The organism is Methanobacterium bryantii (genome assembly GCF_002287175.1).
GTDB lineage: Archaea > Methanobacteriota > Methanobacteria > Methanobacteriales > Methanobacteriaceae > Methanobacterium_D > Methanobacterium_D bryantii.
The window spans coordinates 165,898-179,039 of sequence record NZ_LMVM01000038.1 but is presented as its reverse complement, the minus strand read 5'-3'; the positions used below and the strand labels follow the sequence as shown (position 1 = coordinate 179,039).

General features: G+C 33.1%; 13 protein-coding genes and 1 pseudogene. 9 read left to right on the top strand and 5 right to left on the bottom strand.

Features of this window, described 5'->3' with window-relative positions; translation table 11 throughout:
* Positions 1 to 117: 117 nt before the first annotated feature.
* Entirely contained in the window at positions 118 to 1,365 is a 1,248-nt protein-coding gene (locus ASJ80_RS14070) for a hypothetical protein (protein WP_069582975.1), read from the bottom strand.
* Between the two features lie 246 nt (positions 1,366 to 1,611).
* On the opposite strand from ASJ80_RS14070, the gene ASJ80_RS14065 reads away from it, so the two are divergent.
* The 4 genes from ASJ80_RS14065 to ASJ80_RS14055 all read left to right on the top strand — a co-directional run bounded on the left by ASJ80_RS14065 (position 1,612) and on the right by ASJ80_RS14055 (position 5,385).
* Positions 1,612 to 2,157 carry a manganese efflux pump MntP gene (locus ASJ80_RS14065; protein WP_069582974.1) on the top strand — a complete coding sequence of 182 codons (546 nt, stop codon included), beginning with the start codon at positions 1,612 to 1,614 and terminating at the stop codon, positions 2,155 to 2,157.
* Positions 2,158 to 2,377: 220 nt separating this feature from the next.
* Complete coding sequence (locus tag ASJ80_RS17160; RefSeq protein ID WP_176720189.1) at positions 2,378 to 2,515, top strand: hypothetical protein; 138 nt, start codon at positions 2,378 to 2,380, stop codon at positions 2,513 to 2,515.
* Positions 2,516 to 2,879: 364 nt separating this feature from the next.
* Complete coding sequence (locus ASJ80_RS14060; RefSeq protein WP_069582973.1) at positions 2,880 to 3,839, top strand: replication factor C small subunit; 960 nt, start codon at positions 2,880 to 2,882, stop codon at positions 3,837 to 3,839.
* A 73-nt stretch (positions 3,840 to 3,912) separates the two neighbouring features.
* On the top strand, positions 3,913 to 5,385 hold the full coding sequence (locus ASJ80_RS14055; protein WP_069582972.1) for a replication factor C large subunit: 1,473 nt from the start codon (positions 3,913 to 3,915) through the stop codon (positions 5,383 to 5,385).
* A 46-nt stretch (positions 5,386 to 5,431) separates the two neighbouring features.
* Here ASJ80_RS14055 and ASJ80_RS14050 read toward each other — a convergent pair whose 3' ends face one another.
* Positions 5,432 to 5,830: a pyridoxamine 5'-phosphate oxidase family protein gene (locus ASJ80_RS14050; RefSeq protein WP_069582971.1), complete on the bottom strand. Its 399-nt coding sequence runs from the start codon at positions 5,828 to 5,830 to the stop codon at positions 5,432 to 5,434.
* 193 nt (positions 5,831 to 6,023) lie between these two features.
* On the opposite strand from ASJ80_RS14050, the gene ASJ80_RS14045 reads away from it, so the two are divergent.
* The gene (locus ASJ80_RS14045) at positions 6,024 to 6,743 is read left to right on the top strand and encodes a winged helix-turn-helix domain-containing protein (protein WP_245837589.1); all 720 of its coding nucleotides are present in this window, start codon (positions 6,024 to 6,026) and stop codon (positions 6,741 to 6,743) included.
* Between the two features lie 11 nt (positions 6,744 to 6,754).
* Here the strand turns inward: ASJ80_RS14045 and ASJ80_RS14040 are convergent, their stop codons facing one another.
* The gene (locus tag ASJ80_RS14040; protein WP_069582969.1) at positions 6,755 to 7,423 is read right to left on the bottom strand and encodes an ATPase; all 669 of its coding nucleotides are present in this window, start codon (positions 7,421 to 7,423) and stop codon (positions 6,755 to 6,757) included.
* A gap of 141 nt (positions 7,424 to 7,564) precedes the next feature.
* Between ASJ80_RS14040 and ASJ80_RS14035 the strand changes: the two genes are divergently transcribed.
* The gene (locus ASJ80_RS14035) at positions 7,565 to 8,488 is read left to right on the top strand and encodes a hypothetical protein (RefSeq protein WP_069582968.1); all 924 of its coding nucleotides are present in this window, start codon (positions 7,565 to 7,567) and stop codon (positions 8,486 to 8,488) included.
* A gap of 437 nt (positions 8,489 to 8,925) precedes the next feature.
* Here ASJ80_RS14035 and ASJ80_RS14030 read toward each other — a convergent pair whose 3' ends face one another.
* The gene (locus ASJ80_RS14030) at positions 8,926 to 9,756 is read right to left on the bottom strand and encodes a DUF368 domain-containing protein (RefSeq protein ID WP_176720191.1); all 831 of its coding nucleotides are present in this window, start codon (positions 9,754 to 9,756) and stop codon (positions 8,926 to 8,928) included.
* Between the two features lie 199 nt (positions 9,757 to 9,955).
* On the opposite strand from ASJ80_RS14030, the pseudogene ASJ80_RS17915 reads away from it, so the two are divergent.
* Positions 9,956 to 10,508 (top strand): annotated as a pseudogene (locus ASJ80_RS17915) (DedA family protein).
* Positions 10,509 to 10,701: 193 nt separating this feature from the next.
* Complete coding sequence (locus ASJ80_RS14020) at positions 10,702 to 11,040, top strand: DUF3147 domain-containing protein (RefSeq protein WP_069582966.1); 339 nt, start codon at positions 10,702 to 10,704, stop codon at positions 11,038 to 11,040.
* Here ASJ80_RS14020 and ASJ80_RS14015 read toward each other — a convergent pair.
* Entirely contained in the window at positions 11,021 to 12,019 is a 999-nt protein-coding gene (locus tag ASJ80_RS14015; protein WP_141705155.1) for a hypothetical protein, read from the bottom strand. The genes ASJ80_RS14020 and ASJ80_RS14015 overlap by 20 nt on opposite strands.
* Positions 12,020 to 12,170: 151 nt before the next feature.
* On the opposite strand from ASJ80_RS14015, the gene ASJ80_RS14010 reads away from it, so the two are divergent.
* Entirely contained in the window at positions 12,171 to 13,133 is a 963-nt protein-coding gene (locus ASJ80_RS14010; protein WP_069582964.1) for a M48 family metalloprotease, read from the top strand.
* The last annotated feature ends 9 nt before the right edge of the window (positions 13,134 to 13,142 follow it).

Genomic DNA, 13,142 nt, shown 5'->3' with positions numbered 1-13,142 from the left:
TTTGCAAATATTTTATACATAAAAACCCGTTAAAATACAAATAATAAAAAATTAGGTTTTTAAATGGAAACTGCTGAAATTCCCATTTAAAAGATCTAGCTTAGCATCAGTTAAGTATTATTTGGAAATTGCCATCTGCACGGCAGAAGAACCAATTCTGTCGGCCATCTGCTGTTTTACATCCTGATATATATTTTGAGTTGCTTTTTCTGCCAGTCCAGTTCCAAGCCTGTTTACAACTTCTTCTGATGGTACCATGCCTGAATTCATAATTTGTTGAGCTTTAAAGCTTGACCAATTATCAGGAAGCTCGCGAAGCCTTACAAATTCCATATTGTTTGGCATGAGATCAATCTGTTCCTCAAGAACTTTATTCACGTATTCTTTATTAGGTTCGAATACTATGAGTGATTTTATTTTATCTTCCTGCATTAAATCTTCAACATTTTTCCCTTCATATTTTCTAAGCAGTTCCGCGCACATTTTAAAGTGTGTAATTTCCATCTTGGTAAAGTTTTCCCATATGCGTTTGATCCTATCATCTGTTTCAGTCTGGGCGCATGAATAATAATTGTAGGCTTCACAAAGTTCCATCATTGCCATTTTCTCAAGCATTGTTTCTTCGGGATCACCAAGTACGCCGTACTGGGTTACATGTTCTTCTTCAACATCTGCAATTTCTGAATACAGTTTACGAGCAAGTTCATCAGGATACATAAATCCATGTTCCTTGTAAAACAACATTGTCTGTTGCTCACCTGAAGTTATAGTCAGGTAATTCATTTTTGTTTTAAGATCTGCTTGGTCCTTATTGTAATGTTTACGCATTGACTCGTTAGGATGTCTATGGTGTAGAATTGTGGGTCTTCCAGGTTTAATTTCAGTTTTTGCCTGAGTAATCAATTCGGGATCTTCACCTTCCAGTGCTTCAAGCATACAGCCAAACCTGAATAGATGGTCAAAATCTTCAAGAAGGGCAAAATCAAGGGTGTCTTTAATATAAGGATCTGGTTCATTTTTTGCAAGGTTTGCAGTAAGATCTACAGCAACCTGTTCATAAGCTATTGTTGTTTCTAATACGGTTTGATCTGCAGCATTAAGCCAGTTTACGGTCTGCTGCTGCATTGAGTCAACACGGCGCATAATGGACATTAACCTTTTAACTTCAGGATCTTTGGTCATTCTTTCTATCGCATGGCATGTTAACACTGCATTGGTCTCTATTCCATTCATTAAGATTATTTTAGTACGTGTATATGGATCAACGCTCATTTTGTCATAGGATGGCCTAACTATATTGTCCCAGTTCATAAATTGCTCTTCTACAGGCATTCCTTCCATTTCCATTGGTTTAAATTGATTCATTAATTATCACCTCCGACTATCCTATGTAATAATAAATATTTATAAGTTAATATTATATAATAAACTAGTTAAAAATAATGGCTAATTTTTATTAAAATAGTAATATTACCCTTATTTTGGATGATTTTCTAAAAATGGATTATTTGCAGGTTTTATAATTGATTAAACAAGAATTAACATGTTAAAATAAATTTTTTGCTATTTTTAATAAATATTTATATAAAAAGTGATTAATAGTTTAAACCTATGGATATTATTTCAATTTTTCTTATAGCTGTTGGACTTGCAATGGATGCATTCAGCGTTTCTATAACAAAGGGACTTGTAATGAAGTCTAATTTAAAACATGCTTTGATCATCGCCCTATTTTTCGGTGTATTTCAAGCATTAATGCCTGTTGCAGGATGGATTTCAGGCATACAACTTGAAGTTTTTGTTTCAGCAGCAGCTCCATGGATAGCATTCATTTTATTATTTATTATAGGAATTAAAATGATTTATGAAGGTATTTTTGATGATGGAAAGGATAAAGATGACAGCTTTTCATTAAAAGAAATATTCGTCCTTGCAATTGCAACAAGTATTGATGCATTTTTAGTTGGAGTAACATTTGCATTCCTTAAGACTCCAATAGCAGAACCTATTGTAATAATAGGGGCTGTTACGTTTTTCCTGTCTTTTATTGGATTTTATATAGGAAAAGGCATTGGACACTTATTTGAACACAAAATTGAGATTTTTGGAGGATTAATCTTAATTGGAATAGGGCTAAAGATACTTCTAGGATTTTAGTTCTTTAAATGAAAAGATTTTATTTATCTGGAAAATAAAATATTTAGACATTACTGAGTAATGTTTTAAATTTTTATTGAACAATTATTTTACCAGTCATTGATGGATTTTCCTCACAGTGATAGACTTACTCGCCAGTTTTAGTAAAATTGCGGCGTATTTGTAACCTTTATTTAAATCATGGCTTTTAAGTGCTCTAGAATCGCGGAGTATATCATGAATGACAGAATCTTTATTTGTCCATGTGACATTCGCTTGCTTTAACTGTAAGAATAGTGGGGGTGTATGTGTAGTTTTGGATCGTTACTGTATTGGAATATGTTTTGGTATTTTGCTGCTGATTTTGCGTACAACCTGAGTAATACCTACTCCTAATATAATTAAGGCAATTCTGATCTTGATGTAATATTTATATGTCATGAAGTATGATATATTCAATGAAATATAAACTTCTTGTTAAAATTATATTGTAAATGGTGAGTAATATCCTTAAATAAAGGTGTAAAATAAGTTATTAAATGGATAGTATTATATTACAGGCATATTTAAGGAATTTTTTCTCATTTTTAATAAACAGTAAATTTTATACCTACTCTTTACAAAGTCAACTATAGACCTTGTTTCTATTTTATATGAATACAAAGTATCTCGAATTCATTTTTACATAAATTAGTAAGTGAAAAATAATGCGAATGAATCTCGCAAAAGCAAACGGTGATTAAATGAACGGACCATGGGTTGAAAAATACAGGCCAAGTACTCTAGATGAAGTTGTAGGTCAAGATTATATAATTCAAAGACTTAAAAGATATGTTGATGAACATAGCATGCCTAATTTAATGTTTACCGGGCCTGCAGGGGTTGGAAAAACAACAACTGCCATTGCACTTGCAAAATCTATTTTAGGAGAATACTGGAGACAGAATTTCCTGGAACTCAATGCATCTGATGCAAGGGGAATAGATACTGTAAGAACTAATATTAAGAATTTCTGCAGGTTAAAAGCAGTTGGCGCTCCATTCCGGATAGTATTCCTTGATGAAGTGGATAACATGACCAAAGATGCTCAACATGCTTTAAGGCGTGAAATGGAGATGTACACAAAGACAGCGTCCTTCGTACTTTCATGTAACTACTCCTCAAAGATAATAGATCCAATACAGTCGAGGTGTGCAATATTTAGATTTGCACCTGTAAAAGGAACTCAAATCATCGCAAGACTTGAAAAAATAGCTGAAGCTGAAAATCTCAATATTACAAGGGGCGCGATTGAAAGCATCGTTTATTTTGCAGAGGGAGATTTAAGGAAAGCAGTAAACATACTTCAAGCATCTGCATCCACAACTGATGAAATTACAGATGACAGTATCCATGAAATTGTCTCTAAAGCAAAACCTCAAGATGTGCGGAAAATAGTTAATAAAGCTTTAAATGGAGACTTTATAAGTGCAAGAGACCTTTTAAGAGAGGTAATGGTTGTTCAGGGTACAAGTGGGGAAGACATGGTAACTCAGATTTATCAGGAAGTCTCACGCATGTCGATGGAAAACACGATTGAAGAAGATGTGTACATGGATTTGATTCAAAGTATTGGTGAATATGATTACAGAATAAGGGAAGGGTCTAATCCGAGGATTCAGCTTGAAGCACTCCTTACAAAGTTTTTATTAAAAGGAAATTAGATTAAGTTTGAGAATTTAAAAGATAAAGCTATCTGATAGCGAGTAAAACGGTAATTTAGAGGAAAGGCAGAAGATGTTGTGGACAGAAAAATATAGGCCAAAGAACTTTGATGATGTTCTTGGGAATATAAAAGCGAAAAAAGAAATCCTTGAATGGACAGCGGAATGGAAAAATGGTAATCCTCAAAAATGCCTCTTTCTTATAGGCCCACCAGGCACTGGTAAAACCACATTTGCAGGGCTAATTGCGGGTGAATTTTCTGATTCAGTTGAATTAAATGCCAGTGATAAAAGGTCATATGATGCTATTATGGGAGTTGTAGGTGAAGCATCCTCTTCAATGACCTTATTTGGCAACCGATTGAAGCTGATAATTCTGGATGAAGTTGATGGGCTTCATGGTAATGATGATCGGGGCGGATCAAGGGCAATTAATAAAATACTAAAGGATGCAATTCAGCCAATAGTGATGATGGCTAATGACCCTTACAGTAATAGAATTAAGAGCTTTAAAAATAAATGCCAGGTAATAAACCTCAGGAAGGTTCATACAAACTCAATAGTTTCACTTTTAAAGAAGGTATGTGTAAAAGAAGGGGTAAAATTTGAAGAACATGTTCTAAGAACCCTTGCAAAGAGATCTAATGGTGATTTAAGGTCTGCTATAAATGATCTTGAAATAATGGCAAAAGGCGAGGAAAAAATCACATCCGAAGACCTTGATCTTGTAGCTCCAAAAGATGGAAGATCTAATGTCTTTGATGCTGTAAGGACCATCTTAAAAAGTAAAACTCCGGCTAATATTAAAGGGGCCATGCGGCAGGTTGAAGCAGATCCTTCACTTTTACTTGAAATGGTCACAGAAAATATTCCCCGTGAATATGAAAAGAAAGATGAGATAGAAAAGGCTTATGAAATGATTTCTCAAGCAGATATTTATCTGGGAAGGGCTTTTTCAACACGGGCTTATACCTACTGGAAGTATGCGTATGAATTGATGAGTGTAGGGGTTGCACTTTCTAAAGATGAGACCTATAAAAAATTTGCAAGGTATACTAATTCATCTGTTTATACAATACTTTCTAAAAACAGGAGTAAAAGGGATTTACAAAATAGGGTGGCCGAAAAGATTGGAGAAAAACTTCACACATCCAAAAAAGTTGCAATTTCACAGTTCCCCTATTTTGAAATCATGTTCCAGGATGATGATATAGCTTACAACATGATGACATACTTTGGGCTTGAAGACGATGAAGTAAAAGTTTTCAGGTCAAGAAAGGTAAAGGTCCCTAAAAAACCTAAAACTAAAAAGAAAAGCACCATAACTTCAAAAAGTGTTTCTAAAGAAGCTAAATCTGAAGAAACTAAAATGGATAAGGAAACTTTAAAGACACAGAAAAAGGTCAAAAAGGCCAGTTCAAGCAGTGCTTCAAAAAAGAGTACAAAATCGTCTAAAAGATCTAAAAAATCTGATGAAGAGCCTAAAAAGGAAGAGAATAACGGTGGAAGTAAAGAAAAACAGGTTTCATTATTCAGTTTCAAGTAGTTTAATTTAATGGGCTGTAAAATAAAAATTAAGAACATAAACGTTCTTAATCTACTTTTTTACCCGCTTCTGGGCCTGGTTGAACGGAATAAATCTCTTCTACCTTTAACAGGATCGCTGCTTTTGGTGCAAGTTTGCTCATAACACTTTTTGCCCAGTCAACCGCTTCATCGAAGTATTTACCTTCTTCAATTATTTCGGCAGTTCCCTTAAACTGGTAAGGGCATGCTGAAGCATCTCTTAGTACTAAACTTGCTTTTGGGTTATTTTCAAGGTTTTTGTGAGTTTTATTCATGTAGTTATCCACAATCATTATTGTTTTATTGTCGATTGGCCTTGCAAATCCAATTGGGACAACATTAGGGGTTCCATCTGTAGTTGAAGTTGCAAAGAAAACTACATTGTCTTTTTCAATAGCGTCCATCATTTCTTCTGTCATTACCATTTAATCACCTTTTATTTTTCTTCATTAGTTTTTATATTGCTGTATTATTAGTATATACTTAACCGTCAGGGGAATATACTAACTACATTTTGATGCATTAAATTAACTTTAGGGGTCTTGATAGAAACCTTTATTATAGTGAGCAATATAATTTATTTCAATGTTAAATGAGGCTGAAATTTATAACAGGGAAATGACCGAGATAAAGGCAAAGCTGGCAACCATGCATAAAGATATTAAAAATCTCATGGAAAATACTAATCAGCAGTATCTTGATCTAGTCCTTGCAAATTCTAAAAAAGACGTTTTAAACGCGATTATGGGATATGTAACCCATGATATTGAAAAAGGTCTTGAAAAAGGCATGGTAAATAAGTGCGACATGAGGGATAAATGTAAACAAATATTTACAGATCTGCTGTATGATAATACAAGCCTTATGGCAGATGATGATGTTCATGAGGACTCTATAAATCAAAATAGGGTTAAATTAAGTAAAATAAGAGCGGGTGCATCTTATGCAAAATGTGACACCTGTTTTTTAGAAGTGGATGATCTTTTTGAAAAACAGGTAAATTTGATGCGTTCACTTCGGATTTACAGTTCGGATAATGAGAAAAAACAGTGCATATCCTCAATTTGTGAAGAATCAATAGTTAAAGATGTTCTTGAACCATTGTCCAATAAGCAGAGGCTTCAAATTTTAAAATCAATGGCAAATGAAACAAAAACATTCTCATCACTCTCTGAACTTACTGGACTCAGGGGAGGTAATTTACTTTTCCATCTTCAAAAACTGCTTGATAATGATATGATCCTCCAGCGCCATGAGAGGGGAGATTATATGCTTACTGAAAAAGGATACAAACTTTTAGTAATGTTAAGTGAAATTGGAACGGTTCTAGGGCAGTAGCACCTATTGATTCAGCATTTACTGGATGTAAATAATGCTGATTTTAAAAGGTTTTCCCTGACATCTGGAACTAAACTTTCTAGGAATATCAATAACTCTTCAGAAAATTCATAATTTTGATTTAAGTCACTACTTGCTGTATTTTGAGTCCATGAATATATCCATGACTTTGGAACATTTATTAAAGGGTAGACCAACTTTCTATCATTATAACTTTCATTTGAACTTAATAATTCTATTTTTTCACCATCTAGCATTAACTGAAGGATATTCTGGGCTTCATCGTCTAATGTAATGGGTAATGCTATGGAGTCAATATCTAAATTTTCTGCTTCATCCATACTTCTGCCAAAAATAAGTTCAATACCATATTTCCTTTGATAAGGCTCTAAAATTACATAAAGGGCAAAGTTACGCGGATTATCATCTTTAATTAAAAAAATTTTCTCTTTAGGGCGAATACAATGTGCAAGATTCCTGGAAGCCCTCATACAGATCTTCTGGAATATTTTGGACCTGATTACATCCACTTCAGGAAAACTCTTTTTAAATAGTTCTTCTCTCTTCCTTGAAAATCTTGAAAACTTTAAATTGTTTATGTATACTTTATCTTCAATGATGCTGACAAATCGGGTATCAACACCGATTTTTTGTAAGAATTTAACCAGTTCCCCTGTCATTGTTTTCTCCTTTTTAAAGGGTATTATTGATTTTGAGTTATATTAAATATTGTAATTATATTTTTTTTCAGGACTTTAAATTTGGGCATAAAACAAAAAATTTTTTAAATACTCAAAAAGAAAATTATTCAGGGGAATATCATGAATCTTTTTGGTAGGAAAAAGGAGAAAAAAAGGGACATTCTGGAAATAAATATTTCAGAACCCGTGGACTGTCTTGGTGATTTTACATACAACTTTTACTGGCAGCATAAAGGGGAAAAACTGGCTCCGGAGTGGAAAATTGCAGATACTGACATTACATTTGGAGATATGGTTGACCATCTTAAAAATGGTGGCGATATTAAAATAAATGGAAATGCAGGTCATAGATTAGGTTCCAGCATGGGCACAGATTTAAAATTCTTTGGAGGAACCGGTAAAGAAATCGATGTTGGAGACATAATAGTAGATGGTGATGTTGATACTCGAATGGGAATAAGCATGGTTAAAGGTAGTATCTATGTAAAAGGCAATGTAAAGGAACCCATTGGTAACCTGGTTAAAGTTAAATCCGATATAAAAGGATATAAAAAATTTAAATCCATTACAGATATCATGATGAACGGCTTGGAAGGAGATAAACTTGAGGGAAACCAGTTAGAGGGTAGAAGGATTATAATAGATGATGGAATGATCAGAGATACTGTAGGCTCAAGGTTAGATGGGGATAAAGAGATAATTGTAAATGGAAACGTTGATTTGAGCACGGGGATATTAATGAGAAAAGGTACTGTAAGGATCAATGGAAATACTGGAAAAAACACTGCAGCTCTCTTAAATGGAGGAACTGTAATTATAAATGGTAACTGTGATGATTTTACAGCTATAGATATGATTAAAGGGTCTATAATTGTAAATGGAAATGCAGGAAAATTTTTAGCTGCAAATAAAAAGAGCGGCGTGGTGTTTGCAAAAACTGGAAGCCCGATACCTCCAGTTAAAGAGAAAAATCTTAGCAGTGCAGATAACAACACTCTTTTAAAATATGGATTTGATCCGAGGGAATTTAAAAAATTTGAATAAATCCCTCAAATGTTTGCTTAAAAAATGAGAAGCACTTTTCTGTGTTTCAGAATAAAGCAGGAGAAAAATGCACAGCATTTTTCTATGTTTGCGGAACATAGCAGGAGAAAAATGTTTACAAAATCTACGATTTTTTACATGCGCCAAAATTCATTGAATTTTGGCAGTGTTTGCATGCCATGCATTTTTCTATGTTTGCGAATTTTCAATTCGCAACCGTAAAAATCGCAGATTTTTACATGCCGGAGGAAATTTATTTCCTCGGCCACAAAAACCTCTGGTTTTTGTGCTCCGAAATTCTACGAATTTCGAGAGTTCCGCAACCATGAAAATTGAAAATTTCGCACACGTCAAAATCCTAGATTTTGACCGCGTTTTTGGTTGTTTGCGAAATCATCAAAAATCTTTAAATTTTCGAGCATAAAAAAAATTAACGTTTATTTATGTTTAGTTGCACCTGGAAGAGGTTTTTGTTCAAATTGTCTCTCTAACAATAACACTAAAATAAAGCCAATAACTGCAACCACCACGATAACAATAGGGGACTCGGTACTAAATGCTATTTTTTCATAAGGAAGTCTGAGGGTACCGATCATTAAACCAACCAGAAATGCCATGGTAACTGACTTATGATTGGTTAACAGGTAATTTAAAAACCTTGAGAATGAGAGAATTCCGATTAGGGCCCCAAGACAAAAGGTAATTATTTCAACGAACTGCATATGATTTAGGACATTTATCATGTATTCATACTGGTTTAAGAGGAGAAGCATGAATGCACCAGATATCCCGGGCAATATCATTGCACATATAGCTATAGCGCCTGAGATAAAAATGATAGGCAGTGAGTGATTGGCTTGAATTGGATTTAATCCCACAAAAATAATTGCAAAAACAAAACCAATAATTAAAAAGACTATATTTTTTAGATTAAGTTCATCCACATGTTTATAAACAAAAATTGCAGATGCGAGTATTAACCCAAAGAAAAATGCAAATGTAGCTGCGGGATAAGTAACTAAAAGGAATGATATGACCTTTGACATTGTAAGAACTGCTATACCAATACCTAAAAGTAGCGGAATAAATAATGCAAAATCTATTTCTTCGACTAAACTTTGCTTAAATCTTTTAAAATCTCCTTTAAATAGATATAATACAAATTTAAAATTAATACGGCTTATTGCGTGTACCAATCTTTCATAAATACCTGTAATTAATGCAATTGTCCCCCCTGAAACACCGGGGATTATATCTGCGGACCCCATGAACAGTCCTCGTAGAAATATAAGAAAAGTTTCAATATTGAGTTTAATAAGTTTCATTTTTACACCTAATGATTTTATATTCTTAAAATAAGATTTGGAATATTTTATAGAATAATAGTGATCTATTTTATATAATATTATTGTCTTTTTAAAAGACGTAACTATTTTTATATGTCAAATCAAACAACTCTTTAAACTTATGATTGATATGGTTGAATTTGTCAGTCAAACAACCATTGATTTTATACATTATTTGGATATGGTGGTGTATTTGCAGCAATTACCCTTGAAAATATATGCATTCCCATTCCAGGTGAAATTATAATGCCTTTTGCAGGGTTTGGAGTATTTAGGTGTATGGCCTGTGGGGAATAACTATTGTAGGTGTTTTAGGTAATTTAGCTGGATCCATAATTGCATATTTTATATGTTTAAAAGGTGGAAGGCCTTTACTGGAGAAATAGGGTAAGTATATTTTTATAAGTCGCAAATCACTTGGCCGAGCTGATCACTGGTTTGAAAAATATGGTCCTGAGGAGGTATTTATAAGCAGATTTTTGCCAGGTATATATACATTTATCTCTTTACCTGCAGGAATAGCTGAAATGGGCATTAAAAAATTCTCAATTTATACTTTTGCTGGTTCATTACATTGGGCTTTTGCACTTGGTTATATGGGAGCTATGTTTGGCCTGAATTGGGATGCAATTAAAAGTTATTTTCATATACTGGATGTAATTGTTGTAATATGAGTTATAACTGGAATAATTTATCTTGTATACAAGTATAAGGCCAGAAGTCAAATTTAATGAGTTATTTCTCTTTTAGCAGAGTATTTTGAAACATAATCTGGGGGATATTTTCAAGATAAATTAATAAGATGTAACTATGTTTAATTAATACTTCAATCATATAAAATTAAAGATAAAACTTTTAGGTCAGTTTATGATTGGGGAAATTATAAAATATGCTGTCTATTTTATTTTGGGAGGATCAATTGTCACAATTGCCACTTACTTTGGAAGTGAAAAACAGGGTTTACTGGCGGCATTTTTTGCAATGTTTCCATTTGTAACGGCTTTTACTTTGTTTACAATATATTATGCAGCTGGTTTGGATGCAGTATCTTCATATATAATGGGACTCCTTATTCTTACTCCTGTATGGATCTTATATTTAATTTGTATCCTTTATTTGCTTCCAAAATATGGTTTTTGGATCTCTATTGGCATTGGAGTAATTATTTATTTTATAATTGCTTTGATTATCGTTTTAAAGTATTAAATAATCCTTTTTTTTCTAAAATAGACATTAAATATCTAATTAAAACAAGAATAATAAAAATTACAAATCTTAATTGAACATTTGCAAAATTGGAAGGAGGTAAATTATAGTATCCCCAAATCAGCATAAATAATGCCGTACTTACCCATAATAGTGGTATGAATGAAGATATGACGTGTTTGGGACGTTTATTGTCCATAATTTCAATTTTGTTTACGTTATTTCCCTGTACTATTCCTGCATGTCCAATTAAAATAAATGCAATTATCCAGCCAATATCAACTAAACTACCTGAAACATAAATTCCATTTAAAAAGAAATAGCTAAAAACTGTATCTGTAATGATATATGCTGAAATTCCTCCAAGAAGTAACAGGAATGGATCTCTCATTTTTTCAGTTGGTTGCCTTAATGTTAGGTTGAGTACCAGGAAGAAAAGGACAAAATCTCGAATTATGTAGTACAAAGTTAAAGATAATGGTAAAAAGCTGTTTGCTGTAATTGGTAAAGCCAGAGTTGTCCAGAAAATCAATACTGCTGATGTTAAAATGATTCCAATATCAAGAATGGTTTTGTATATCTTTTCGGTAGATATGAGGGGCCTTGAAAGTAGTATGAGCCCTGTTGCAAATAATACATAATATAAGAGATATAAATCATCAGCTAGGGATGGAAAAGGGGCTGTATGTAAAAATAACTCAATAAATGTCCATATTATGTCTCCTACAGCGTAAAGAAACTGTGCCAGTGCAAGCAGCAGCCATGCATACGTAATTTGCTTTCCATATATTCTTGATTTATAAGAAGCATAAACTAAACAGAATGCTGCCGTGAAATTTATTAGAATAGATAATAGATCAGATACAGTTTGTTGAAGATAAGGATTATCATTTAAGATTACTGAAATAGCAATATAACTGATTATTAAAATTAAACCAGCAACTACAGAATATTGAAATTTTTTAAAATTTCGCACCATTTCACTTCGCTGTTTTTATCATTTTTTTATCTTTAATTGATGTTAAATATTAAATTTGGAGTGTAGTTATATCAATTACAAAATTATTTATATCCTGCAGTAATTAAATTTAAATTAATTATTATTAAGATTGAACATCGGGTGTTTAAAAATGAAAGTCCCACGTACATGGAAATTGAATCTTAGATTAATCATTGCAACAGCACTGCTTTTTGCCTTGGTTTATGTGATAATAGCTTTAATAGGCACTTACTTTGGATATGGGGGGCCTTTAACCTTTGGAATTTTTGTATTAATCTGGACATTTATCCAGTACATGATCGGTCCAAAGATGGTAGAGATTACCATGGGTGTAAAATATTTATCAGAAGCCGAAGCCCCGAAACTTCATCAAATGGTAGGAGATTTAGCAGTTAGGGCAAATATTCCTAAACCTCGAATTGGAATTTCCCAAACCAGTATACCAAACGCATTTGCATTTGGAAAAAGCAAAAAAGACGGCCGTATATGTGTTACAAGTGGAATCCTCAACTTATTAAATGAAAATGAATTAAAAGCAGTTTTAGGCCATGAAATGTCCCATATAAATCACAGGGATATGGTGGTCATGACTCTAATTAGTGTCGTGCCCCTTATCTGTTACTGGATATACATCAGCACATTATTTTCAGATGGAGGTAGGGACAATGGAACTGCAATAATTGGAATTGGGGCTTTAATTGCGTATTTCCTTGGAAATCTCATAGTATTATTTGTATCTCGTGTTCGAGAGTATTATGCTGATGCAGGAAGTGTTGAACTGGGAAACCAGCCAAATTACCTTGCAAGTGCTCTTTACAAGTTAGTTTATGGATCTGCAATGATCAGCAAAGAGGACTTGAAACAGGTGGAAGGTGTAAAGGCATTTTTTGCAAATGATATTTCAGATGCAAGGAATGAGATAGATGACCTCAGGTCAATGGACCTGGACAAAGATGGTACCATAAGTGAAAGTGAACTTGCACAGATTAAATACACCAAAACAAGGGTAAAAACAGCTGATAAAATAATGGAAATATTTTCAACACATCCAAACATGGTAAAAAGGATTAAGAGATTATCAGAATTAAGTTAAATTATTTTT